We start from the raw sequence: 23,401 nt of genomic DNA, 5'->3' as shown, positions 1-23,401 counted from the left end.
GCATGAGGCACGTCCGAAGGGAGCCGAATGCGTCACCTGGAAGTGGAACGCAAGTACGACGTCGAGCCGGACTTCGTCCTGCCGGATCTGTCCTCGGCCCCCGGAGTGGACTCGGTCGACGAGCCCGTCGAGCACGAGCTGGACGCCGGCTACTACGACACCGACGAGCTGCACCTGGCCCGCCACCGGGTGACACTTCGCCGGCGCGCCGGCGGTCACGACGAGGGCTGGCACCTCAAGCGACCTGCCCGTGCGGAGGGAGCGCCCGAGCATCACGGCGCGCGGACCGAGCTCAGGGCCCCGCTCGACGAGGGAGAAAGCACCGAACCAGCCGGACCGCCCGCGTCGTTCGGCGAGGAGCTCCGCGCCCTGACCCGCGGGCATCCGCTCCGCCCGGTGGCGGCAATCCGCACCCGCCGACTCGAACGCGTACTCCGCTCCGGCTCCGGTGACGCCCTCGCCGAGGTCTGCGACGACCACGTCACCGCGCACACCTACGGCGACTCGGTGACCACGAGCGAGTGGCGGGAGGTGGAGATCGAACTCGTCGACGGTCCGCCCGACCTGCTCGACGCGACGGAACGGCTGCTGCTGGACGCGGGCGCACGCCCGGCCGCGTTCGGGTCGAAGCTGGCCCGCACCCTCGGCCTCCGACGCTCCAGCACACAGGACGCCGGGCCGGCCGGGAGCGGGTCAGGCAGCGACGAGGAGCGCGCGTGGTCGGCTGTCGCGACCTACATCGCCGACCAGCGGGACGCCATCATCACCCTCGATCCGGGCGTACGACGCGGTGATCCGGAGGCCGTGCACAAGATGCGCGTCGCCTGCCGCCGGCTGCGGAGCACGCTGCGCACCTTCCGGCCGTTCCTCGACCGGGCGCGCACCGACCCCCTCGGTGCGGAGCTGCGCTGGCTCGCCGGCGAGCTGGGCATGCTCCGCGACAGCCAGGTGCAGGCCGAGCGTCTCCGGGCCGCGGTCGATGCCGAACCCGCCGAGCTCGTGATCGGCTCGGTGGAACGCCGGATCGGCGACCACTTCGCGACCGAGGCCGGGCAGGCCAGCGGCCGCGTGGCCGCCGCCCTGGACAGCCCGCGATACTCCGCGCTGCTCGACAACCTGGACGCGCTGGTGGAAGCCACCGCGGGTCAGGATGCCGGTGCGGCCGAGCTGCGAAGGCGAGCACGCAAGGCGCTTCGCCGGGTCGACCGCCGGCTCGACCGCGCCGCCGCGCTGTCGGCTCGCCCCGAAGCCAGGCCCTCGGTGACCCCGCCACTTCCCGGCGTCGTCCGCGACCGATCAACCGCGCTGCACGAGGCGCGGAAGGCCGCGAAGCGGGCGCGATATGCCGCGGAGGCACTTGCCGCCGTCGGTGGCAAGGACGCCCGCCGCCTGGTCAAGGCGCTCAAGCGGTTGCAGAAGGTGCTCGGCGCCCACCAGGACAGCGTCGTGGCCCGGCAGACGCTCCGAGACCTCGGCGTACGCGCCCATCTCGACCACGAGAACGCCTTCACCTACGGCTTGCTGCATGCCCGCGAACAGGCCGCCGCCGAGCGCGCCCTCGAAGACCTCCCCGCGGTGGAGAAGGCGATCCGCCGCAAGAAGGCGAGGCGCTGGCTCGGTTGAGGCGGCTTGATTGAGGCGGCGGCTTGGTTGAGGCGGCGGCTTGGTTGAGGCGGCGGCGCCCGCGCTCCGGTTCCCTCCCGTGGGTGAGTGAAGCCCCTCGCCGGGTGCACGCAGCCGAGGGCCGGTTGCGCGCATCGTCGAGGCATGACCGACACCCCCTCCACGACGGCGGCCACGGCACCCCGGAGTCCCACCAGAGGTGGACGCCGCCCGGCCTTGGCTGTCGCGGCGTTCGTGTTCGCCGACGCCTATGCCCTGCTCCGGCTCCTGTGGGCCACCGGCAGCCGGTGGGGCTACACCGCCTGCGACCGCACCGTCGAGCAGACCGCCGAGCAGGTCGCCACCGGATGCGGCGCGGCCCGGCTGGACTCCCTGCCGTTCTGGTCCGGGTGGGGCGCGGTCGGCCTGTGCGCCGCCCTGGTGGTGGTGACCGCGCTCGGCGTCGTACGTCCCGGGCGAACGGCGGCCGCCGGACTGTGGGTCTCCGCCGCCGTTCTCGTCGCGCTGTCCTTCCCCGGGCACCTGGTGTTCCAGTTCGCCGCGGCGGCCGGCCACCCCACCGACTGGCGTGATCTCGCCGACCGCGTGGTCCTGCTCGGTGGCGGACTGCTGGTCGCCGCCGCGGCGGCCTCGGCCTGGCCACGCGCGCAAGGGGTGCCACGTCGAGCCGGGGTTCGTCCGGCGCCAGGATGGCTGCGTGGATGGGCGTACGCCGGGTGCGCCCTACCGCTGCTCGGCTGGACGGTGCCGCACACGCTGTGGCTGCTCGGCGTACCGTTCGGGATCCCGGCGGAGATGCTGGCGAAGGTCCACGAGGACATCAGCCTCCCGATGGGCATCGCACTGTGTGCCGTACCAGCGCTCGGAGGCCTGCTCACCCTGGGCCTCGTCGGCCGGTGGGGGCAGGAGTTCCCGCCCTGGGTGCCGGTGCTGGCCGGCCGCCGAGTCCCTCGCCTGCTCGCGCTGGTTCCGGCCGGGGTGGTCTCGGTGGCGGTGACGTCGTACGGCCTGATCGGCGTGTCGATGATCGTCACTGCGCTCGCCGAAGGGCAGACCACCTGGGCAGGGCTCGCGTCGGCATGGGCCGTCACCGGCACCGAGGTGCTCTTCCTGGCCTGGGGTGTCGCCCTCGGAGTCGCGACCCTCGGCTACCACCTGCTCACCCGCGCCTCGTCGCTCGCCGGGCGGCCGTGAATCGGGCCGTCGGTGTGAGTGAGCCGGCGGCCGGTTCCGCCCCGGCGGCAGGCGACGATCTCCGCCGCCACCGCGATCGCCGTCTCCGCCGGTGTGCGGCCGCCGAGGTCCAGCCCGACGGGCGCGGACAGGTGGCATAGTTCGGCGTCGGTGAAGCCGAGCTCGCGAAGACGTCCCAGCCGGTCCTCCGCCGTCCGCCGGCTGCCGAGCAGGCCCACGTACGCGGCGGGACCGCGCAGAGCGGCCTGGAGCAACGGCACGTCGAACCGGGAGTCGTGGGTGAGTACGCAGATCACGGTGCGGCCGTCGACCCGGCCGGCGGCGGTCTCCCGCTCCAGATACCGGTGCGGCCAGTCGACGACGACCTCGTCCGCGTCGGGTACGCGTTCGGCACTGGCGAAGACGGGCCGGGCGTCGCAGACGGTCACCCGGTAGCCGAGGAACGCGCCGACGGAACTCACCGCGGCTGCGAAGTCGGTGGCGCCGAAGACGAGCATCCGCGCCGGTGGAAGGTACGACTGGACGAGCACGGTGAGCGGTTCGGTCAGCGGTGCGGCCGGCCGCGGCGCCGCCGGGAGACGAACGATCCCTGACTCGCCTCCGGCCAGCATCGTGCGTACCTCTGCGAACAGGGCCGATGCCGCCTGGTCGTCCGGCGTGGGCAGCGACCCGTACGTGCTGTCGACACCCACGAGCAGCCGGGTCCCGGCCGGCTCGGCACCGCCGACCACGGTCACTCCCGCCACCGGCTCCGGCGTACGAACGGCCGCGTCGAGCCGGCGGAGCAGCGCGGCGTCGGCGGGTTCGACCAGCACCTCGATGGTTCCGCCACAGGTCAGGCCGACCGCGAACGCGTCCTCGTCGGCGACGGCGTACCGCTCCAGGACGGGCCGGCCGGTGTCCAGGACCGCCAGCGCCCGCTCGTACACCGCGGCCTCGACACAACCGCCCGACACACTGCCGACCACCGCGCCGTCCGCGGCGACGGCCATCGCCGCACCGACCTCGCGCGGAGCGCTGTCGAACGTGACCACCACCGTCGCCACCGCGCACCGCCGGCCGGAGTCCAGCCAGCCCAGCAGGTCCGGCAGGAGGTCGCGAAGGTCGCCGTGGCCGCCTCTTCTGCTCATCACCCGATCATTGCGCAGCCCGGCGTGGACGTCTCGGTGCCGCACGAACGAAGCCTCCCGGTCCGAGGCTTACGCCAGGGATCGGGAGGCTTCGGCGATGCGAGTGCTACGCGCGTCCGGGGACGTGCCGCCTACCAGGCGTAGTCCTCGGGCGCGGTGCGGTGACCGGGGAAGATCTCGTTCAGCCGGTCGAGCGCCTTGTCGTCCAGCCGGACGTCCAGCGCACGCTCGGCGGCGTCGAGCTGCTCCATCGTGCGCGGCCCGATGATCGGCGCGGTCACCGCGGGCTGCGCGAGCAGCCAGGCCAGCGCCACGTCGCCGGGCTCGTGGCCGAGCTCGGCGGCGAGGTTCTCGTACGCCTCCAGCTGCGACCGGTGCTTCTGGATCGCCTCGGCCTGCTGGCGGCGCTTGCCCTCGTTCTCCTTGCGGAGGACGCCACCGAGCAGCCCACCTGCCAACGGCGACCACGGGATGACGCCGAGGCCGTAGTGCTGCGCGGCCGGGAGCACCTCGAGCTCGACCGCGCGGGCGAGCAGGCTGTACTTCGACTGCTCGCTGACCAGGCCGACGAAGTTGCGGCGAGCGGCCGCCTCCTGAGCCTGGGCGATGTGCCAGCCGGCGAAGTTGCTGCTGCCGACGTAGAGGATCTTGCCCTGCTGGACGGCCACCTCGAGGGCCTGCCAGATCTCCTCCCACGGCGTCTCGCGGTCGACGTGGTGGAACTGGTACAGGTCGATGTAGTCCGTCTGCAGCCGCTTGAGGCTGGCGTCGAGCGCGCGACGGAGGTTCAGCGCAGACAGCCGGCCCTCGTTCGGCCAGTCGCCCATGTCGCCGTACACCTTGGTGGCCAGCACGGTGCGTTCGCGGCGGCCGCCACCCTGGGCGAACCAGTTGCCGACGATCTGCTCCGTGTGGCCCTTGTTCTCCACGCCGCCGTAGACGTTGGCGGTGTCGAAGAAGTTGACGCCCTTGTCGTGTGCGGCGTCCATGATCGCGTGCGAGTCAGCCTCCGACGTGTGCGGCCCGAAGTTCATCGTGCCCAGGCAGAGGCGGCTGACCTTGAGGCCGGTACGACCGAGGTGAGTGAATTCCATGCTTTCCATCCTGTGAGTCGGGTGGCCAGTCGTCCAACAGCAGAATCCGCTGAGTTTGAGCACCCAGACCGATCAATCAGCTGCTCAGCCCAGGCAGCCGACCCGGGTGGCGTTGGCCTGGGCGGTCAGTGCCAGCTCGGTCGCGGTGAAGACCAGCTCCTGGGGGATCGCCGTGTCGCCACGTCGTACGACGTCGTCGAGGATGGCCGGGAAGTACGGCAGCTCGACGTCGTCGCTCTCGAGGTACTGCGTGCCCTTGCCGTTCACCAGGAAGAGGTGGTCTCCGCCCGGCCGGCCGAGCAGGTCGATGTTCTTGCGTACCTCGATGTAGCCCTCGGTGCCGAGCACGGTGAGCCGCCCGTCGCCCCAGACACCGAGGCCGTCGGGGGTGTACCAGTCGACCCGGGCGTAGCCGTGTGCGTGCGGGCTGCGCAGTACGACCTCGCCGAAGTCCTCGAACTCGGGGTACTCAGGGTGGGCGAAGTTGCCGACCGTCGACGACACGACCTCGGCGCTGGTCGAGCCGGTGAGGTAGAGGAACTGGTCGACCTGGTGGGAGGCGATGTCGGCGAGGATCCCGCCGGCCAGCCCGGGGTCGAACGTCCACGACGGGCGGGTGTGCGGCCGCAGGTGGTGCGGGCCGGTTCCCATGGTCTGGACGACCTGGCCGATCGCGCCCTCCTCGATCAGCCGGCGCGCGCGCACGGTCGCCCTGGACGCGGTGCGCTCAGAGAATGCCACCGACCAGAAGCGTCCGGTCTCGGCCACCGCAGTCCTCACCTCGGCAAGCTGGTCGAGGGTGATGGCGCCCGGTTTGTCCGCCACCACGTCCTTGCCGTTGCGCATGGCGGCGACCGCGATCCCGGCCCGGCGCGCGGGGACGGCGGCGGTGACGATCAGGGAGATGTCGGGGTCGGTGAGGAGCTCGTCCGCCTCGGCAACGCGGGGAATCCGCGGTGCCCGCTCGGCCAGCGCCGCCGTGTGGGGGGTGTCGGTCTCGCTCCACAGGCCGACGCACTCCGCACCTGCCCCGATCAGGCCGTGCACGAGTCCGAGGATGTGACCGTGGTCGAGACCGACGGCGGCGAACTTCAACGGCTTGGTCGTACGGGAGTCGGTGCTCGTCATGCGTCCACCATTCCACGCCGACCGCGGCGGCCGGGAGTCCTGCCGGCCGGATCGCCGCCGTCGGTCAGCGGACCGGCCGCAGTGCGTCCCACGGTCAGCGGACCGGCCGCAGCGCCGCGGCCAGCCGGTCACGGGCCCGGGCAACGCGGCCTTGGCCGCAGCACTGGGTGCAGCATTCACCGGAATCTGCGAGGGCAAGGCCGGCTTGCGGCGTGGCCCCGCTCACTCGGGCGCGTGGCAGACCGCCTCGACGTTGTTCCCGTCGGGATCACGGACGAACGCCGCGTAGTAGGTGGCGTGGTATTCCGGCCACACGCGGGGCTTGTACAGCACCTGCGCTCCGGCCGCCACGGCGGCGTCGAAGAACGCCCGCACCGCTGCCCGGTCGGCCGCGGTGAACGCGATGTGGGTTTCGGCGAAACCGGAGTCGTTGCCACGTGGCCCCAGCCAGAAGCTCGGCGACGGTGCGACTCCGTAGCCGAGGACCGGTCCGAGGTCGAGCAGCCGGGAGCCGCCCAGTGGAGCGAGGACGGCGTCGTAGAACGCGGCGCTGGCCAGGACGTCAGCGCACTGGATCGAGAGATGGTCGAGCATGCGCTCAATCCTGGCAGGAAGCACCGACACCTGGATGTTGCGCGTGAACCAGTTGCGCATACGTTCCGCAACCCATAGCCTACCGCCTGCCACCATCTTCACGGCCGCGGATCCCTGTGTGTGCTGGAGTCTCGGGTCGTACCCTGGCCGGTGAGCTGATCCAGATCTGCGTCGCGGTGCTGTCGTCGTACGCCTTCGCCTATCTGCGCTTCCCGGCCAAGAACCTCGTGTTCCTGATCTTCCTGGGTGCGATGATGGTGCCCGGCGCGGGTCGTCCTGCTGCCCAACTACCTCACGATCGCCAACCTCGGCTGGGTCAACACCTACGCCGGGCTGGCCATCCCCGGCGTGGGCAGCGTGTTCGCGATGTTCCTGCTGCGCCAGCACATGATGACGCTGCCGGGCGAGGTGAGCGAGGCGGCCAAGGTGGACGGCGCCGGTCACCTGCGGATCCTGTGGAGCATCATCCTGCCGATGTCGCGTCCGATGGTCGTGACCGTCGTCGTCATCGCGCTGGTCGAGAAGTGGAACGACTTCATCTGGCCGATGGTCGCCACGAACACCGACTCGATGCGCACGCTGCCGGTCGGGCTGCTGATGCTGAAGAACGTAGAGGATTTCACCAACTGGGGTGCGGTGATGGCGGCGACGGTGTCCGTCGTCCTGCCGCCGCTGGTGGTGTTCTTCTTCGCGCAGCCGCAGATCGTCGCAGGGCTCACCCAGGGCGCAACGAAGGGTTGACGGCGGCATGAGGAGAAGCATGACGGGGAACGACATGCCGCGGTGGAGTCGCCGAGGATTCCTGGCCGCGCTCGGCGGAGTGGGCGTCGGCGCGCTCGCCGGCTGCGGCGGGGGTGAGTACACCCAGGTCACCGGCGCCACGCCGCGGGAGTCCCGCAGGCGCACCCACATCGTCGCCTGGCACTCCTTCGGCGGGATCCTGCAGGAGGCACTGCAGAAGCTGATCGACGAGTTCAACCAGTCCCAGCGCGACGTCTTCGTCGAGGCGCAGTTCCAGGGCAGCTACGAGCAGACGATGCAGAAGGTCGCGGCGGCGATCATCGCCCGGCAGATTCCCGACCTCGCGGTGTTCTCCGAGATCACCTGGCGCAAGATGCACCTGGCCGACGCGCTGGAGCCGTTGAACTCCTACTTCGACGACCGCCTCGGCCCGCACACCTACATAGACCAGTTCATTCAGGAAGGCACGGTCCAGGGCAGGACCTGGTGGATCCCGTTCGCCCGCAGCACGCCGCTCTTCTACTACAAGCAGATCTTCGCCCGGGCCGGACTCCCCGCGCGAGCGCCCCGCAGCTGGGAGGAGTTCCGTGAGTGGGCGCCGGCGATGATGAAGGTGAAGGGCAGGGAAGGCGCGCCGCGGGCGTTCGCCATGGGCGGCACCTACGCCAGCTGGTACTTCCAGAACAACGTCTGGGCGTGGGGCGGCAACTTCTCCAGGGGCCTGGACATCAGCATCGGTGACGAGCCGGCGCTGGCTGCCGGCAGGTGGATGGTCGACTTCATCCGCACGGACCGCGCCGCCTACCTCTCCCAGACGCCGGACATCGACTTCGGTCAAGGCGTCACGGCATGCACCGTGCTCAGCACCGGCAGCCTGAAGAACACCTCAGAGCTGGCCAAGGCCGGAGGCTTCGAGATCGGCACCGGTTTCCTGCCCGAGCACGAGGGTAGGTTCGGCTGCCCCACCGGGGGCAGCGGGTTCGGGATCCTGCGGAATGCCCCGGCCGAGCGCAAGCAGGCTGCGTTCGCGTTCCTGCGTTTCCTCGCGCAGCCGGCCAAGTCTGCACAGTGGACGATGGCCAGCGGTTACATGCCGGTGGTGAAGGCGGCTCAGAGCGATCCCAAGCTGGTGGCGCTGACCAGGCAGGACGACAAGTTCTCCACGGCGCTTCGGCAACTACCGAAGACCAAGCCGCAGGACCTCGTTCGTCCCCTGGTTTCCAACGCCGGTTACATGATGGACGTCGGCCTGCAGAAGCTGTACTCCCCCACCGTGTCGGTGGGGGCGGTCTTCGGCCGGCTGCAGAAGCAGCTGCAGTCGCGGGCCGACCTGATCGAGGAGAGCTACACCAGGCACTACAAGTAGGCCGTCAGGACAGCGGCAACCAGCGGAGCACGTCCTGGATCTTGCGGTCCCACAGGCCCCACTCGTGCTCGCCGGGCTCGTACTCCACCGTGACGGGTACGTCCAGGCGGCGGGCGGTGTCGACGAACGCGTGGTTGTGGGCCAGCAGGTGATCCTCGGTGCCACACGACACGTGCAGAGCCGGTAGTTGTCGGCCCGACTTCGCGGCCTGCTCCAGCAGCCACAGCAGGTCGTTGTCGGTGCCGCGGACATCTTCGCCGAAGACCCGGTCCATGAGTTCGGGCCGGCCTTGCCGCATACCGGGGTTGGCCACGTCGAGCGCCCCGGAGAGACTGGCCGCCGCCGCGAAGCGTTCCGGCTGGCGCAAGGCCCACTTGACGGCGCCGTACCCGCCCATCGACAGGCCCGCGACGAACGTGTCCTGGCGACGGGTGGACACCTTGAAGAAGTGGTCGACGAGGGAGGGAAGCTCCTCCGACAGGAAAGTCCAGTAACGGTTGCCGTGCGCCTCGTCGGCGTAGAAGCTGCGGTGCACTGCAGGCATGACGACCGCGAGGCCGAGCGTGGAGACGTAGCGTTCGATGGACGTACGCCGCAGCCAGATGGTGTCGTCGTCACTGAGGCCGTGCAGCAGGTAGAGCACAGGGGCACCGCCCGCGCGCGCGGCGCCGGACATCCCGATCTGGGTGCTCGTCTCCTGCGGCAGGATCACCGTCATCGAGGTGCTGAGCTCCAGTGCCTCGGAGAAGAAGTCGCAACGCATCAACGCCATCGGCGGAGCTCCTTCACTGTGGCCGGAAAACACGTCGCTGGCAGCCTTCCCGAAGGAAGGCTGCCAGCGCAACGGCCGAACCCGGTCGCCCAGCTACTGCCGGGAGAGCCGGTTGGCTCACAGATTGATTCGGGTCAGAACCAGACCTTCCGGCCGCCGACCGGACGTCCGATGGCGCCCAGGATGAACAGCACCACTCCGATGACCAGCAGGATGATGCCGATGGTCGAGAGGATCGAGATTCCCAGGGCGAAGCCCAGGATCGTGAGGATGATGCCGAGGATGATCACAGTTACAGCCTCATCTTTCTAGGGGGTCACCGGTCGGCTAGCTTAGCGATCCGTACCGGAATTTCGGTGCTGCAGCGTAGCCGCCTTCCGGGCTTGTGTCCGGACTTCGTTTCCAGACTGTGATCATTACGCGGGCGACCTGCCGTTGCAGCGGCTGTGTGTGCCGATCCGGCCGGGAACCCCGACCGCCCGACGTCCTGCGTACTCGTGATGGTGAGGTGGCGCGTCCGTGCGAGGTCGCGTTCCGGCTTTCCACCGCCGACCGCGGTCGGGCGTGCGCACTGTGCCTCCGCCCGGCTGAACCTCTGCGCAACGCTGTGACCAGCCCGTATGCCGAGGTGATCCCGCGTAGCGGGAACAAACCTTGCGAGATGCCGAATTCCCGGACAACTTCTCAGGGGTGCCGGTGTTGATTGATCACGGACTGGTCACTATGGTCTCCATCAGATATCTGTCCAGTTTGAGTCGGCCGTCCGGGTCGACGCAGATGTCTCGCTTAGTCCCTGTTGGGTTGATCCACCGTGGATCAGTCCTGCGGGGAGCCGGGGAACCACGTGTTTTCTGGGGTGAATCGGCAGGCGCGACGGTCGCACGTTGACCGCCGGACCCGCCGTAGGGCAACTTCCCGGCCCGAACCCGTCAGCTCACCCGGTAGGCGTTGAGGAAGAAAGGCACCGCCTGTGACAACCCGCAGGGCCCGGTCAGGGCGCGCGTTGTTCGTCGTCGGCACCACCACGGCGACCCTGGCCGCTCTGGTCGCGCTCCCCGGTTCGAGCAGCTACGCCGAGCCGTCGACGCGAAGCATCGGTGAGGTCCGCCAGCAGGTCAACGAGCTGTACGCGAAGGCCGAGAAGGTCACCGAGCAGGCCAACGAGCTGGGTGACAAGATGACGGCCATCAACCGCCGGGTGCGCAGCCTCGACGCCGACGTCACCCGCCAGCAGCAGCGCGTGAGCGCTCTGCGTGGCGACATCGGACAGTTCGCCGCTGCCCAGTACCGCGCCGGCAACGTCGACATGACCGCTCAGCTCGCGGTGTCGAAGAACCCGGACGAATACCTGGCCAGGATGCGCACGGTCAAGGTCGTCGACGCCCAGCAGGGCGACATGCTCCGGCAGCTGCAGGAAAGCCAGAAGCGGCTCGCCGAGCAGCGTGCGGCCCGGTCGGCGGAGCTCGCGAGCTACCGCGAGGCCAAGAGCCAGGCCGACGCCCGCCGGAAGACCGCGCTCCGCAACGCTGCCGAGGCGAAGGCCCTGCTCGATCGCCTGACCGCCGAGCAGAAGCGGCGCATCGAGGCCGCCGAGCGCGCGGCCCGCGAGAAGGCCGCCCGCGAGCAGGCCGCGCGGGAGAAGGCGGCGGCTCGTTCGACGCGCAGCACCGGCGGTGGCAGCCGCACCACGCCGAAGTCCGGCCCCCCGTCCAACCCGGGTCCCGCACCTGCTCCCGCTCCCGCGCCCTCCAGCGGCCGCGGCGCGACCGCGTTGGCGTTCGCCAAGGCCCAGCTCGGTGAGCCGTACGTCTTCGGTGCGGCCGGCCCCAACAGCTGGGACTGCTCCGGCCTCACCATGGGCGCGTGGGGAGCAGCGGGCGTTTCCCTGCCGCACTCCTCGCGTTCGCAGTACGCCATCTCCACCAAGATCTCCAAGTCCCAGCTGCGGATCGGTGACCTGGTGCTCTTCTACAGCGACCGTCACCACGTGGGCATCTACGCGGGCAACGGCATGGTCATCCACGCGCCGCGCCCGGGTAAGTCCGTCGAGTACATCAAGATGGAATACATGCCCTACGCCGGAGCGGTGCGGCCCGGCTAGGCCGCGCACCTCTCCGCGCCCCCCCGAACCACGACAGGCGTTGATGCCGGAACCCCCCGCTGGCGTCAGCGCCTGTCGTGCTGTCCAGCAACATCCGCGTTCGGTTCTCCTCCGGTCACTCCGCGATGTGCATCTGGTGCGTCACCGATGACTTCGGGCGACGTGGACGGTCCATACACCGACACGTTCGTACCGCCCGGCCACGCCCGGGCCGCCCGAAGGGGAGCACGTCTCATGGCCACGCACGAAGTCCGGACGACCGACGCGCCGCACCGCTCTCGCGCACTCACCGTCGCCCTCTGGGTCCTTCAGGTCCTGCTCGCGGCGGTGTTCCTGTCCGCGGCGTTCACAAAACTGTCCGGCGACCCTGCGCAGGTGGAGGGTTTCGAGGCCATCGGGTTCGGCCAGTGGTTCCGCTACCTCACCGGCGCGTGTGAGCTCGCCGGCGCGATCGGCCTGCTGGTTCCGCGACTTTGTGGACCCGCCGCGATCGCTCTGGTGGGGCTGATGGTCTGCGCCACGCTCACCAACCTGTTCCTGATACCGGGTATGGCCGCGGTGGCGATCCTCACCGTGGCCCTGGGTGCCCTTCTCGGGTTGGTCGCACGGGCGCGATGGGCGGACACCAGGGAGCTACTCGCCAGGTTGCGTCGTTGATCGAACGAGGGACGCGACCGAGCGAGAGGGAGTGGGCCGGATGGAAGTACGACGGCGCGAGGGTTACCACGGCACTGGCCCGGGGGCGATCACACCGGACGGCTGCGCGGTGGAGCTGTACAGCAGGATCCCGGTGGACGACTCTCCCGACCTCATCGCCCGGTCCGTGCCGGCCGGCGCCACGATCCTCGAACTCGGCTGCGGCGTCGGCCGGATGACCCACCCCCTGCTCGAGCGCGGCTTCACGGTGACCGCCGTCGACGAGTCCCCGGAGATGCTGGAACGCGTCCGGGGCGCGCGCACCGTGCTCAGCCCGATCGAGACGCTGGACCTCGGCGAACACTTCGACGTCGTACTGCTCGCGTCGTTCCTGGTGCACGCCGGCTCGGAGGACGTCCGCCGGGGAATGCTGCGTACCTGCCTGGACCATCTCGCGGCCGGGGGATGCGTGCTGATCCAGCGTGAGGGCAGCGACTGGCACGACGTGGTGCCCCGGGAGCGCAAGGTAGGTGACGGGGTGGCCAGGGTCCTCTCGTCCGAACCAGTCGGCCCCGGCGTCAACTCGGTGCATTTCGAGTACGCCTTTCCCGACGCGGTGTGGACGCAGACGTTCCTGTCCCGGCCGCTGTCCACGGAGCAGTTCGAGCAGGCGCTGGCCGAGGTGGGGTTGCGGGTGGACGCCTACCTCACCGACGACGGAACGTGGGTACGCGCCGTCCCCGCCACGACGACCTGACCGAAGCTCAGCCGCCCGCCATGGCGCCGACCACCAGGAACGGCTCGGCGCCGTCGGCCACCTCGCCGGGCAACGGCTTGTCGGGGTCGTCGTGGGAGAGGTCCTGCTGGCAGGCGAAGAAGCGGACGAACGCGCGCCGACGTCGCGTCTTCGGGTCGCGGATCGTGCCACGCAGCATCGGGTAGCGGGCCTCCAGGGCGTCCAGCACCAGCGCCTGTGTCGGCTCGCCGGGCACCTCCAGCTGCACCTCGCGGTCCGCTCCCGACAGGGTGCGCAGGTGTGCGGGGAGCACGACGCGGATCATGGCAGCGTCTGGACTTCGACGGACAGGACCGCCGGGAGGTCGCGCACGATCGGCGCCCAGCTGTCGCCGGCGTCGGCCGAGGCGTAGACCTGGCCGCCGGTCGTACCGAAGTAGATGCCGCATGAGTCCAGCGAGTCGACTGCCATCGCGTCCCGCAGGACGTTGACGTAGCAGTGGCTCTGCGGGAGGCCCCTGGACAGCGGCTCCCAGTCGTTGCCTCCGGTGCGGCTGCGGTAGACGCGCAGCTTTCCCTCGGGCGGGAAGTGGTGGGAGTCGCTGGTGATCGGGACGACGTAGATGGTGTCGGGCTCGTGCGCGTGGACGTCGATCGGGAAGCCGAAGTCGGTCGGCAGGTTGCCGCTGATCTCGTGCCAGGAGTCGCCGGCGTCGTCACTGCGCATGACGTCCCAGTGCTTCTGCATGAACAGCACGTCCGGCCGTGACGGGTGCATGGCGAGGCGGTGGACGCAGTGCCCGACCTCGGCGTCCGGGTCCGGGATGCCCTCGGATTTCAGGCCGCGGTTGATCGGCTGCCAGGTCTTTCCGCCGTTGTCGGTGCGGAACGCCCCGGCGGCGGAGATCGCCACGAAGATCCGATCGGGGTCGGTGGGGTGGAGCAGGACCGTGTGCAGGCACATACCGCCGGCGCCGGGCTGCCAGTGTGGGCCGGATCCGTGCCCGCGCAGCCCGGACAGCTCACCCCAGGTCTGGCCGCCGTCTGTGCTGCGGAACAACGCGGCGTCCTCGACGCCGGCGTAGACGGTCTCGGGGTCGGTCGGGGAGGGCTCGAGGTGCCACACCCGGGCGAACTCCCAGGGGTGCGGGGTCCCGTCGTACCACTGGTGGGTGCCGGGCGTGCCGTCGTAGCTGAAGTTGTTGCCGGCCGGCTGCCAGGTCTTCCCGCCGTCGTCGGAACGCTGGATCACCTGGCCGAACCAGCCGCTGGTCTGCGAGGCGTACAGCCGGTCGGGATCGGCGGGCGACCCCTTCACGTGGTAGGTCTCCCACCCTGGGAAGTGCGGACCGCTGACGTCCCAGTCTTCGCGCCGGCCGTCGGAGGTGAGGATGAAGGCGCCCTTGCGGGTGCCGACCAGAACGCGTACGCCGCTCACTGTGTGCTCCTTCGTCGCGGGCCGAGCCGCTGAACTGTCTACCCTGCGTACCCCGAGGCCAAGCTAGCGGTCCGACCGGCCGCTGTCTTCTCCAATCTTGCGCTTCTGCAGGCCAGCGGGGGCAGCGCCACGACCACGGGCGCGGACCAGGACGGCGTGAGGTCGAGGTGGACGTCGCGTCGCACCGGGGGCCCGGTCGGCGCCACCCGGACCGGCCCTGGTGAGTGGCCGCTGACGCCCTGCTCGGGAAGGAGTTGTCCGAGCGGGTCGGCCCGTCCGGGCAACGCGGCGGCGAGCAGCCAGTAACTGCCCGGCGGGATGCGGGTGAGGACGAAGCCGCCGCCGTCGTCGAGCAGGGCGCCGCTCACCGGCGTACCGCGCGGGGCGCGGCGGGAGAACACGCCGACGTAGACCGCGGCGGAACCGCCCAGCGCGGCCATCGCGACAGGGCTGAGATGGGCCACACCGGTGACCACGCCGCCGTGCCGGTCACCACCGGGCCGGCTCACCGGCCGCGGCGGCTCGGTGGCGAGCGCGTCGGGAAACCGCCGGAACTCGCGCGGGCCGACCCCCACCGAGGCCGCGAACCGGCTGGTGAACGTGCCGATGGAGGTGAAGCCGACCGCGAAACAGACGTCGATGATGCGTTCGTCGCTGTCGAGGAGCAGGCGCTTGGCGTGCTGGAACCGGTGCGCGCTGAGGAACTGGCCCGGCGGGAGGCCGAGGTGGCGTTCGAAGATCCGGGAGAGGTGGAACGGGCTGTAGCCCACGTGGTCGGCGACGTCGCCCAGGCGGATCGGCTCGGTGGCGTGCGCGGCGAGGAAGCGTGCCGCCTGGACCGCGACCTCGAGCATCGCCTCACACCGCCGTACTGCGTATGAACGCCGTCGTTTGGCCAGTTCGGGTCTCGACACGCCAGGCCGGACCGGCGGGCCCACCCTAGAGGATGGGCCCGGCCGGCTCCAGCACCTCGGCTACACCGTTGCCGACCCTCCCCGGGTAGTTACAGGTGCTGGCCAGGCCGACTATATCGAACATGCGTTCGATATGCCAGCTGGAGCCGCAAAGTACGGAGGGCTCGGCGTGAGCGTGCTCTCCGGCGACAAAACTTAAGCGTCGACTTGAATTTCTCGGACGGAAGGCATATGGTTAAGCACATGCTTAAGCATCACGCTGAGGCTGCCGACGGGGTGTTCCACGCCCTGGCCGACGCCAACCGGCGGGCGATCGTCGATCACCTGACCCGCGGCCCGGCAACGGTGAGCGAGCTGGCGCGGCTGCTCGGCGTGACGGTCGCGGCCACGGTTCAGCACCTGCGGGTGCTGCAGGCGAGCGAGCTGGTTCGGTCGGAGAAGGCCGGCCGCGTCCGCACCTGCCAGATCGATCCGTCCGGCCTGCGGCGCGCCGAGGAGTGGCTGCGCCTCCGGCGAACCACATGGGAGCGCCGCCTCGACCGCCTCGGCGACGTCCTCGGCGAGAGCGCGGACGAGCGCAGGTCGCCCCCGACGAACACCACTGAGGAGACCAGATCATGACCGAGCACTCGGTGAAGCACAGCACGTTCACGTTGGAACGGACCTACTCCGCGCCGCCCGCGAAGGTGTTCGCGGCATGGGCCGATCGCGACACGAAGGCGAAGTGGTTCGCGGCAGACGACCCTGCGTACACCCTCGACTTCCGCGTGGGCGGCACCGAGGCGGCCCACGGGCGCACGGACGACGGCGCACAGATCGTCGCCGAGTCGGTCTACCGCGACATCCTCACCGACGAGCGCATCGTCTACACCACGTCGCTGTTCGGCCGCGGGGTGCTGGCGACGGTGTCGGTGACCACGGTCGAGTTCGTCCCCGACGGCACGGGCACGCAGCTCGTACTCACCGAGCAGGGCACGTTCCTCGACGACCAGGAGCATCCCGAATGGCGTGAACAGGGCACCGGCGGCTGGCTGGACGCGCTCGGCCGCGAACTCGGCCAGTCCTGACCGCTCGCCTGCCCGACCTCGCCTCGGTGCCCTTCGACGCCGAAACCGGCAAGGCGGTGGTGGCCGGCGACCAGTGATTCTCCGAGGGACTCGTCACCAACCGGCCACCACTGGATCGGTCGCCGTTGGCGACAGGTGCACCGAACGCGACGACACTGCGACCGTGACCCAACTTTCCCGTCGCCGCCTGCTCGGTTCGGTTGCCGCCACCGCGGCCGGAGCGGGCCTCGCGTCCACGCTGCCGCCGTCCCTCCATCGTGCGATGGCCGCGCCCACGCGGCCAGGTGGCCTGAAGGCCGTCGAGCACGTCGTCGTACTCATGCAGGAGAACCGGTCGTTCGACCACTACTTCGGCACGATGCGCGGAGTCCGTGGGTACGGCGACCGCACGCCGCTGAGGTTGCCCAGCGGCCGGCCGCTGTCGCATCAGCCGCGACCCGGTGGCGGAGAGGTGCTGCCGTTCTCGGTACGTGAGGGCGCCGAACGCGCGCACCGCGACCCGTCCGACATCCAGTACCTCGGCGCGCTGGACCACAGCTGGCCGGGAAGCACGAAGGCGTGGGCGCGCGGCTGGTACGACGACTGGGTGGCCGCGAAGACCGAGGCCACCATGGCGTACTACGAACGGCGCGACATCCCGCTGCAGTACGAGCTCGCGGACACCTTCACCCTCTGCGACGCCTACCACTGCTCGGTGTTCGGCTCCACGAACCCGAACCGCAACTACCTGTGGAGCGGCAAGGTCGGTTTCGAGCCCGGCACGACGCAGCGGGCGGTCACCAACGCGGCGTACGACTACGACCACCCGGGTTACGAGTGGACGACGTATCCCGAACGACTGGAGGCAGCCGGCGTCCCCTGGCAGATCTACCAGGAGTGGGACAACTTCACCGACAACGCGGTGGAGTACTTCCGCCCCTTCAAACAGGTGGGTACGAAGGCGCTCACCGCGGTGGACGAGAAGTTCCGTACCACCGAGGAGCTGTACTTCGCGCTGTTCGACCGGCCCGAGGCCGAGCGGCGGCGCCTGCTGGACCAGCTGGCTGCCGGGCGGGCGGGTCTCACCCCGGCTGAGCGCAGCCTGTTCGACCGGGCGCTGTACCGCAGCGAGCCGGAGAGCCTGGTCCCCCGGCTGCGTGCCGACATCGCCGCCGGCCGGCTGCCGAAGGTGAGCTGGCTGGTGCCGTCGGCGGTCGACTCCGAGCACCCCGGCTCCTCCACTCCGGTGGGTAGCGCCAACCTGATCTACGACGTGCTGGACGCGCTCGCGGAGGACGTGGACACCTGGTCGAGGACGGTGCTGTTCGTCAACTTCGACGAGAACGACGGGTACTTCGACCACGTTCCGCCGCCGGTGCCGCCGCGTCCGGCGTCCGGCAACGGCGAGGACTGGTACGACGGGCAGCCCATCGGACTCGGCCCGCGGGTGCCGATGACGGTGGTCTCGCCCTGGACGATCGGCGGACACGTCGACTCCGAGGTCTTCGACCACACGTCGGTGCTCCGCTTCCTCGAACGCTGGACCGGCGTGCGGGAACCCAACATCAGCACGTGGCGGCGTACGGTCTGCGGTGATCTCACGTCCGCGTTCGACTTCGGTCGGCAGGGCCGTGCGCCCAGGCTCGACCACCCCGGGCCGGTGCCCGCGCCGATCGACCGCTGGCACCCGCAGCCACCGACCGACCAGTCCGTGCCGCCGCAGGAGCCGGGCCACCGGCCGGCGCGTGCTCTGCCCTACCGTCCGGCAGTGAGCACCCGGCTCGAGGGCGGTGGACGGCTCGCACTGACCCTCACCAACGACGGAACGGCCTCGGCACACTTCGCGATCTATCCGTACGCCGGGGAGTTCGACCGGCCGCGTCATCTCGACGTGCACGGAAACCACGTCGAACGGGTGCAGGTGTCCGGTGGACGGTATCGGCTCGGCGTGCAGGGCCCGAACAGGTTCTGGTACGAACTCGCCGGGACGGTCGCGGGTTCGGCCGCCGGGGTCGACGTGCGCGTTGCCGCGCCGGTCGGCGGGCTCCAGCTTCGCCTGCAGGTGAGCAACGCCAGTGGGACGGCCGTGACCCTTCGGCTGCGCGCCCTCGACCACGGTGACGCCGACCGGACGCTCAGGCTGTCCGCCAGGCAGCGGCGGATGCTCGAGTGGCCGACTGACGACGGGTGGTACGACATCGAGGTGCAGGCGGCGGAGGACCCGACGTTCCGCCGTCGGCTCGCCGGCCGGGTCGAGGACGGGCGAGCGGGGCGGACCGCCTGACTCCCTGATCGCCAGAGGGCCCGCCGGTCGACGACCGGCGGGGAAGAGACGCGATGACGCCCGTCGACCACAGCACGCGGACGTCAACCCAGCAAGGGGGATCGCCTGACCTATGCAGGACGAGCCGGTTCACCGAGAGTGCCGGTGTGGCTATGGTCGGGATTCGTGCTTACCGATGACGGCGCCGCCGACAGGTTCCATCCAGACGGGATCACGCGCCGTCGTGTGCTCGCAGGTGTCTCTGCACTGGGACTGACCGCGCTCGCAGGTGGGGCGCGGGACCAGGCGGTGGCCGCGACCGCGAAGGTCGCACCCGGCGCGGCCGCGAAGGCGCCGCCACCCACGACCGAACTGCTCGCCGTCTCCGGTCCGGGGCAGCCGCGCTGGCTGTCGGTGCCGATGAGCCGGATCGTCGTCAATCCGTACGACTTCAACCAGACCAGCAGCGAGCTCGAGCAGAACAGCGGGCCCGAACTCCCACTGTCGGTCGGCTACTACGCCCACAACCAGGCGACCCGGGTGCCTTCGTTGTTGAGCTTGTACGTCCGACCTGACGGTGAACCTGACCCGAAGCCGCCGGCGGTGGCGTTCGCCGACGACTTCGACGACCTCTCGCCGCAGTGGAGTGCCGAGCCGGGAGTAGTGGCCGCCACTGCCAACTCGCGGTTGACGATGACGCTGCCGGACTCCGCGCCCAACCCCTGGGGGGCGTTGTCGCGGACACTGACCGTGGACGTCGACGCATTCCCGGTCGTGACTGTCGACGTCACCAGCGTCGCCGGTGCGTGGGCCTTGAAGGTGAACGAGGGTGACGCACCGGTCGACACGGTGCTCCAGGGAGACACGACGGCGACCGGGGCGTTCTCCTACGATCTTCGCAGGTTCACCGGCTGGTCGGGCACGAGAGCCTTCACCCTGCGGCTGTTCGTCGTCCAGAAGAACGCGCCGCTGGTCGTGGACCGGATCGCTGTGCAGGCGGAGCCGACCTCGTGGCTGGAGGCCGCGAAGGACTTCTCCACCACGTGGCGGCCGCAGGCGCTGGAGTTCTTCGCGGACTACGCCTCCGGGGGCGGCGTGCGCGGACGGGACCAGTTCCACGACGCGGAGAGCCTCACCCGGGTGCTGGCCGTGCGAGACGTCACCGGAGGCCGGAAGCTGATGCTCGCCGGGCGCTTCACCGGGGAGATCGCGCTCGACGGCCGCGGGGTGGTGACCGTGCGAGCGGAGGCGTTCAGCTACTCGGTCACGGTCGGTCGGGGTGCGCAGATCCGCTACTACGCGAACGAGACGGACCTGCGCGCCGGTGGCCCCGAACTCGAGGTGCCACCTCCGAGCGGGTGCTGGGGTGTGGTGGTTCCTGCCGAGGACCGCGCTGTCGGCCTCGGTTTCGCCTACGCCGGCGAAGCTTCGGCGCGGTCGGCGCAACGGGCGCTTGACGCGGCCCGGCCCGACGCGGCGGCCCGGGACCAGGCCCGCTGGACGGCATTCTGGAACGCCGAGCTCGAACGCGTCCCACGCCCGGGTGATTTCACCCTGCCCGGCGTGCCGGCCAACGGGGTCGGGCCGGATGACGTCGCCGCGACCTACTACCGGGCCTGGCACTTTCTCGCGGCCAACACCCTTCCGGAGGCGCCCGAGGTCGGCTACCACCACCCACAGGTCGCCACCGGCAAGCCGTCGATGTGGAACTACGGCGCTGATGGCGCTCGCCCATCCGCCAGCTGGGACAGCCTGCTCGGCATCCAGTACCTCGGCTACCTCCGGCCCGACGTCGCCTGGGCGTCGTTCGCGGGCCTGATGTCGCTGGTGGACGCCGACGGTAAGCTCGGCGGGGAGAGCCTGCCCAGCCGCAAGGCGCAGACCGCTTGGATGCTGTACGCGGTGACCGGGGACCGCGCTCGCCTCACCGGAATCTACGCCGATCTGCGGCGGTATCTGCTGTGGGCACAGGAGAATCCACGGTGGATCTTCGGTGACCACGACATTCCCGACGAGCGCGACGCGGAGTTCGTCGTCTCGCTGATCGTCGACTTCGGGTACGCCGAGCGGATCGCGGACGTCGTCGGTGAGCCCGGCGACGTGCCTATCTGGCGTGGGCGCAAGGAGCAGTTGACGCGCGACTACGGGAACTGGTTCTTCCCGGCGGGCGGCATCTCGTCCACGCTGCAGTACCACTATCTAAAGGGCAGTCACGCCGACAGCCCGGGTAACACGCTGTGGGTGTGCACCGGCCTGCACCTGCCGCAGCTGACCGCGCGGCAGCGAAGTCTGCTGACCGAGCGGTTCATGGCCTCGTTCTCACCGGTCGCGACGTTGGCGGGCTTCGGCTTCCCCGACGTGAAGGCGCCCGACGTCACCTACACGACGTACGGCCTGTTGGAGAACGGCATGGCCGCCGAGGCGGACGTGTTCGTGCAGGCGAACATCCGCGACATCGTACGAGCCGGTTCGTTCGCCGAGGTGTACGACGACCCGCCGAGCGGTCCGGTCGGTACGGGCGTCCGGCCGTCGATGTTCGGCGCGGTGAACCTGGTGGACTTCGTGTGGCTGCGGAACGGCTGTCGAGCCGACGACGGTACACCCGTGTTCGTCCGCATGTCGGGTGACGTGGACGGCGGGCTGTCCGGGCTGACCTACCACGGGCGGACGTTCGACGTGGAGGTCGACGGTGCCGCCGGGATGATCCGCCTGTCCGGTGCGGCGATAGCCGGTACGCCACGGTGCCGGCAGCTCCCGGCGCCGGTCGGCACCTCCGTCCCCCTGCCGGACAGCTGTGCCCGATGAGTGAACTCGGCCGGCGCCCGGGATTCGGCATTCGCCATCCGGACCTGCTGGCCCTCCTCGAACGGCATCCACGTACTGCCGGGTGGCCGGCCCGAGCCGGGTGAGACGCCACCGCAGACCGCTGTTCGTGAGGTGTACGAGGAGACGGGCTGGCACCTGGACCCGGAATCCCTTGTGCCGCTGGGGTTTCTGCATCTGCGGCGGCTGGTGGACGCTCCGCCGGACCACCCCTATCCGCATCCGGACTTCCTGCAGCTGGTCTACCTCGGTGTCGCGAGGACCCGGGCGGTGGGTGCCGGAGAGGACTGGGCCGACCTCGCCGGATGGGAGCTCGGCACGTTCCTCGCCGACGCCGGGGAGGTCGTCAAGCTGAACTTGCCCGCGATCTCGGTCGCCTTCGTCGACGCCGCGCTGCGGATCGAGGCCTAGCCGGATCCGAGCAGGAGCGGGAGAGTCCGTACGCCGGTGAGGTTCGGCGAGGGGAGGAAGGCCGGCGGCTCGTCCGGGTCGGTCCGCAGGTGCGGGAACCGGTCCAACAGGATGTTCAGCGCGACCCGGCCCTCCAGGCGGGCAAGCGGAGCCCCGATGCAGAAGTGGATGCCGCGCCCGAACGCCAGGTGCGGGTTGGGATCGCGGCCGGGGTCGAAGACGTTCGGGTCGGTGAACTGCCGCGGGTCCCGGTTGGCCGCGGCCAGCACCACCATCACCATCTGTCCGGTCGGGATCGGCGTTGCGCCCACCTCGACGTCGGTGTTCGTCACCCGGGCGAGGGCGGCGAACGGGCTGAGGAACCGCAGCGACTCCTCGATGGTCCCAGGCACCAGGGAGCGGTCGGCGCGTACTCGCGCGGCGACGCCCGGGTGGGCGTCCAGGCACAGCACCGTGTTGCCGAGCAGCATGGTGGTGGTGATGTGCCCGGCGATCAGCAGCACGTTGGCGAAGTTGACCACGGCCGCGTCGCTGAGCCGCTCACCGTCCACCTCGGCCTCGACAAGCTTGGTGAGCAGATCCGCGCGCGGACGCCGGCGCCGCTCGGCGGCGTGCTCGCCGAGGTAGTCGGTGAGGTGGTGCAGCTGCTCGAACGCCCGGTCCATGGCGCGTTGCTGCTGCTCGCTCGGCTCGACGAGGGAGAACTGCTCGGAGCTGCTGAACGCGCCGTCCACCCACTGCTTGAACAGGTGCCGGTCGCTGCTGGGGACGCCGAGGAGTTCGGCGATGACGATGACCGGAAGCGGATAGGCGAGGTCGGCGACCAGCTCCATCCGGTCCGGCTTCACCCGGTCGAGAAGTTCGTGGGTCAGATCGGCGATGCGGGGCTCGAGATCGGCCACGACCTTCGGTGTGAACGCCCGGCTGACCAGCTTGCGGAGCTTGTGGTGCTCCGGCGGGTCCATCGTCGGCAGGTTCCCCTCGACGAAGTCCCGGCGGGGTACGAAACGGCTGGTGTCGGAGGAGAAGGTCTGCGGGTCGGCGAGGATGCGCACCGCCTCCGGATAGCCGTACACCTTCCAGAATCCGAGCCGCTCGGCGTACTCCACCGGCGCCGGCGGCGCCTGTCCCCGAAGCCAGAACTGGTCCGGATGGGTCGTCCACGTGTCCGCGACCGTGGTCATCGTTCCCCCGATGCGCCGCTCCCGTCGGCCGTCAGTGGGACGGCCTCCATCCAGCGTCCGTCAACGACCGGGCGGTGGTCAACGGCCGCGGGTCCTCACCGTCCGGACCTGAGCCTGTCCGAACCGAGTCCGAACGCTGAACGACGCTTGACAATCCCCGCATCGCCGCGACACGTTGCGCATAAGGCGTAACCAGAACAGATGCGGC

The 23,401-nt window shown here is 70.2% G+C and carries 22 protein-coding genes and 1 riboswitch; of the genes, 12 read left to right on the top strand and 10 right to left on the bottom strand.

What is annotated here, in order from left to right:
- Positions 1-27 precede the first annotated feature (27 nt).
- Both BLU27_RS03945 and BLU27_RS03940 read left to right on the top strand, forming a co-directional pair.
- On the top strand, positions 28-1,623 hold the full coding sequence (locus BLU27_RS03945; protein WP_092650618.1) for a CYTH and CHAD domain-containing protein: 1,596 nt from the start codon (positions 28-30) through the stop codon (positions 1,621-1,623).
- 144 nt (positions 1,624-1,767) lie between these two features.
- Complete coding sequence (locus BLU27_RS03940; protein WP_157728198.1) at positions 1,768-2,817, top strand: hypothetical protein; 1,050 nt, start codon at positions 1,768-1,770, stop codon at positions 2,815-2,817.
- Here BLU27_RS03940 and BLU27_RS03935 read toward each other — a convergent pair.
- The 4 genes from BLU27_RS03935 to BLU27_RS03920 all read right to left on the bottom strand — a co-directional run bounded on the left by BLU27_RS03935 (position 2,772) and on the right by BLU27_RS03920 (position 6,763).
- Positions 2,772-3,947, bottom strand: a complete 1,176-nt coding sequence (locus BLU27_RS03935) for an XdhC family protein (protein WP_092650614.1) — start codon at positions 3,945-3,947, stop codon at positions 2,772-2,774. The two genes, BLU27_RS03940 and BLU27_RS03935, sit on opposite strands and share 46 nt — an antisense overlap.
- Before the next feature lie 131 nt (positions 3,948-4,078).
- Positions 4,079-5,041, bottom strand: a complete 963-nt coding sequence (locus BLU27_RS03930) for an aldo/keto reductase (protein ID WP_092650612.1) — start codon at positions 5,039-5,041, stop codon at positions 4,079-4,081.
- Positions 5,042-5,125: 84 nt separating this feature from the next.
- Positions 5,126-6,169: a Gfo/Idh/MocA family protein gene (locus BLU27_RS03925; RefSeq protein ID WP_092650610.1), complete on the bottom strand. Its 1,044-nt coding sequence runs from the start codon at positions 6,167-6,169 to the stop codon at positions 5,126-5,128.
- Between the two features lie 222 nt (positions 6,170-6,391).
- Positions 6,392-6,763, bottom strand: coding sequence for a VOC family protein (locus BLU27_RS03920; protein ID WP_092657155.1), 372 nt, complete (start codon positions 6,761-6,763; stop codon positions 6,392-6,394).
- A gap of 348 nt (positions 6,764-7,111) precedes the next feature.
- On the opposite strand from BLU27_RS03920, the gene BLU27_RS03915 reads away from it, so the two are divergent.
- Together BLU27_RS03915 and BLU27_RS03910 are read left to right on the top strand one after the other, a co-directional pair.
- Entirely contained in the window at positions 7,112-7,504 is a 393-nt protein-coding gene (locus BLU27_RS03915; protein WP_241827772.1) for a carbohydrate ABC transporter permease, read from the top strand.
- Positions 7,505-7,523: 19 nt separating this feature from the next.
- Positions 7,524-8,870, top strand: a complete 1,347-nt coding sequence (locus BLU27_RS03910; protein WP_157728197.1) for an ABC transporter substrate-binding protein — start codon at positions 7,524-7,526, stop codon at positions 8,868-8,870.
- A 4-nt stretch (positions 8,871-8,874) separates the two neighbouring features.
- On the opposite strand, the gene BLU27_RS03905 is transcribed toward BLU27_RS03910, so the two are convergent.
- Together BLU27_RS03905 and BLU27_RS29470 are read right to left on the bottom strand one after the other, a co-directional pair.
- Entirely contained in the window at positions 8,875-9,642 is a 768-nt protein-coding gene (locus BLU27_RS03905; RefSeq protein WP_092650606.1) for an alpha/beta hydrolase, read from the bottom strand.
- A 134-nt stretch (positions 9,643-9,776) separates the two neighbouring features.
- Positions 9,777-9,932, bottom strand: a complete 156-nt coding sequence (locus tag BLU27_RS29470; RefSeq protein WP_092650604.1) for a hypothetical protein — start codon at positions 9,930-9,932, stop codon at positions 9,777-9,779.
- Between the two features lie 513 nt (positions 9,933-10,445).
- Positions 10,446-10,604: riboswitch (cyclic di-AMP (ydaO/yuaA leader) on the top strand.
- 8 nt (positions 10,605-10,612) lie between these two features.
- On the opposite strand from BLU27_RS29470, the gene BLU27_RS03895 reads away from it, so the two are divergent.
- The 3 genes from BLU27_RS03895 to BLU27_RS03885 all read left to right on the top strand — a co-directional run bounded on the left by BLU27_RS03895 (position 10,613) and on the right by BLU27_RS03885 (position 13,136).
- Positions 10,613-11,743, top strand: a complete 1,131-nt coding sequence (locus tag BLU27_RS03895; protein ID WP_092650602.1) for a C40 family peptidase — start codon at positions 10,613-10,615, stop codon at positions 11,741-11,743.
- A gap of 234 nt (positions 11,744-11,977) precedes the next feature.
- On the top strand, positions 11,978-12,400 hold the full coding sequence (locus tag BLU27_RS03890; protein WP_092657153.1) for a DoxX family protein: 423 nt from the start codon (positions 11,978-11,980) through the stop codon (positions 12,398-12,400).
- A gap of 40 nt (positions 12,401-12,440) precedes the next feature.
- Positions 12,441-13,136, top strand: coding sequence for a class I SAM-dependent methyltransferase (locus BLU27_RS03885; RefSeq protein ID WP_092650600.1), 696 nt, complete (start codon positions 12,441-12,443; stop codon positions 13,134-13,136).
- 7 nt (positions 13,137-13,143) lie between these two features.
- Here BLU27_RS03885 and BLU27_RS03880 read toward each other — a convergent pair whose 3' ends face one another.
- The 3 genes from BLU27_RS03880 to BLU27_RS03870 are packed head-to-tail and all read right to left on the bottom strand — an operon-like array spanning position 13,144 to position 15,406.
- Entirely contained in the window at positions 13,144-13,428 is a 285-nt protein-coding gene (locus tag BLU27_RS03880) for a MoaD/ThiS family protein (protein ID WP_197681669.1), read from the bottom strand.
- Positions 13,429-13,436: 8 nt separating this feature from the next.
- A complete protein-coding gene (locus tag BLU27_RS03875; RefSeq protein WP_092650596.1) occupies positions 13,437-14,552 on the bottom strand; it encodes a WD40/YVTN/BNR-like repeat-containing protein in 1,116 nt (371 codons plus the stop codon).
- A 38-nt stretch (positions 14,553-14,590) separates the two neighbouring features.
- Positions 14,591-15,406, bottom strand: a complete 816-nt coding sequence (locus tag BLU27_RS03870; RefSeq protein WP_197681668.1) for a helix-turn-helix transcriptional regulator — start codon at positions 15,404-15,406, stop codon at positions 14,591-14,593.
- Positions 15,407-15,709: 303 nt separating this feature from the next.
- Here BLU27_RS03870 and BLU27_RS03865 point away from each other — a divergent pair, with 303 nt between their 5' ends.
- The 5 genes from BLU27_RS03865 to BLU27_RS03845 all read left to right on the top strand — a co-directional run bounded on the left by BLU27_RS03865 (position 15,710) and on the right by BLU27_RS03845 (position 22,009).
- A complete protein-coding gene (locus BLU27_RS03865) occupies positions 15,710-16,087 on the top strand; it encodes an ArsR/SmtB family transcription factor (protein ID WP_092650594.1) in 378 nt (125 codons plus the stop codon).
- The gene (locus BLU27_RS03860) at positions 16,084-16,533 is read left to right on the top strand and encodes an SRPBCC family protein (protein WP_092650592.1); all 450 of its coding nucleotides are present in this window, start codon (positions 16,084-16,086) and stop codon (positions 16,531-16,533) included. Before BLU27_RS03865 ends, BLU27_RS03860 begins: the two co-directional genes overlap by 4 nt.
- A 163-nt stretch (positions 16,534-16,696) precedes the next feature.
- Positions 16,697-18,796 carry a phosphocholine-specific phospholipase C gene (locus tag BLU27_RS03855; protein ID WP_092650591.1) on the top strand — a complete coding sequence of 700 codons (2,100 nt, stop codon included), beginning with the start codon at positions 16,697-16,699 and terminating at the stop codon, positions 18,794-18,796.
- Positions 18,797-18,961: 165 nt separating this feature from the next.
- On the top strand, positions 18,962-21,580 hold the full coding sequence (locus BLU27_RS03850; RefSeq protein WP_157728196.1) for a hypothetical protein: 2,619 nt from the start codon (positions 18,962-18,964) through the stop codon (positions 21,578-21,580).
- Entirely contained in the window at positions 21,581-22,009 is a 429-nt protein-coding gene (locus BLU27_RS03845; protein ID WP_092650589.1) for an NUDIX domain-containing protein, read from the top strand. It abuts the gene before it with no gap.
- Here the strand turns inward: BLU27_RS03845 and BLU27_RS03840 are convergent.
- Complete coding sequence (locus BLU27_RS03840) at positions 22,006-23,193, bottom strand: cytochrome P450 (protein WP_092650587.1); 1,188 nt, start codon at positions 23,191-23,193, stop codon at positions 22,006-22,008. The two genes, BLU27_RS03845 and BLU27_RS03840, sit on opposite strands and share 4 nt — an antisense overlap.
- Between the last annotated feature and the right edge of the window lie 208 nt (positions 23,194-23,401).

This window comes from Actinopolymorpha singaporensis (genome assembly GCF_900104745.1).
GTDB classification, from domain to species: Bacteria; Actinomycetota; Actinomycetes; order Propionibacteriales; family Actinopolymorphaceae; genus Actinopolymorpha; species Actinopolymorpha singaporensis.
This window is presented reverse-complemented; position numbering and strand designations above follow the sequence as displayed.

What these genes read in the sequence shown, in the direction of transcription:
- BLU27_RS03945 (WP_092650618.1), top strand. Translation starts at nt 28, where the DNA reads ATGCGTCACCTGGAAGTGGAACGCAAGTACGACGTCGAGCCGGACTTC.
- BLU27_RS03940 (WP_157728198.1), top strand. Translation starts at nt 1,768, where the DNA reads ATGACCGACACCCCCTCCACGACGGCGGCCACGGCACCCCGGAGTCCC.
- BLU27_RS03935 (WP_092650614.1), bottom strand. Translation starts at nt 3,947, where the DNA reads ATGAGCAGAAGAGGCGGCCACGGCGACCTTCGCGACCTCCTGCCGGAC.
- BLU27_RS03930 (WP_092650612.1), bottom strand. Translation starts at nt 5,041, where the DNA reads ATGGAATTCACTCACCTCGGTCGTACCGGCCTCAAGGTCAGCCGCCTC.
- BLU27_RS03925 (WP_092650610.1), bottom strand. Translation starts at nt 6,169, where the DNA reads ATGACGAGCACCGACTCCCGTACGACCAAGCCGTTGAAGTTCGCCGCC.
- BLU27_RS03920 (WP_092657155.1), bottom strand. Translation starts at nt 6,763, where the DNA reads ATGCTCGACCATCTCTCGATCCAGTGCGCTGACGTCCTGGCCAGCGCC.
- BLU27_RS03910 (WP_157728197.1), top strand. Translation starts at nt 7,524, where the DNA reads ATGACGGGGAACGACATGCCGCGGTGGAGTCGCCGAGGATTCCTGGCC.
- BLU27_RS03905 (WP_092650606.1), bottom strand. Translation starts at nt 9,642, where the DNA reads ATGGCGTTGATGCGTTGCGACTTCTTCTCCGAGGCACTGGAGCTCAGC.
- BLU27_RS03890 (WP_092657153.1), top strand. Translation starts at nt 11,978, where the DNA reads ATGGCCACGCACGAAGTCCGGACGACCGACGCGCCGCACCGCTCTCGC.
- BLU27_RS03885 (WP_092650600.1), top strand. Translation starts at nt 12,441, where the DNA reads ATGGAAGTACGACGGCGCGAGGGTTACCACGGCACTGGCCCGGGGGCG.
- BLU27_RS03870 (WP_197681668.1), bottom strand. Translation starts at nt 15,406, where the DNA reads ATGCTCGAGGTCGCGGTCCAGGCGGCACGCTTCCTCGCCGCGCACGCC.
- BLU27_RS03865 (WP_092650594.1), top strand. Translation starts at nt 15,710, where the DNA reads ATGCTTAAGCATCACGCTGAGGCTGCCGACGGGGTGTTCCACGCCCTG.
- BLU27_RS03860 (WP_092650592.1), top strand. Translation starts at nt 16,084, where the DNA reads ATGACCGAGCACTCGGTGAAGCACAGCACGTTCACGTTGGAACGGACC.
- BLU27_RS03840 (WP_092650587.1), bottom strand. Translation starts at nt 23,193, where the DNA reads ATGACCACGGTCGCGGACACGTGGACGACCCATCCGGACCAGTTCTGG.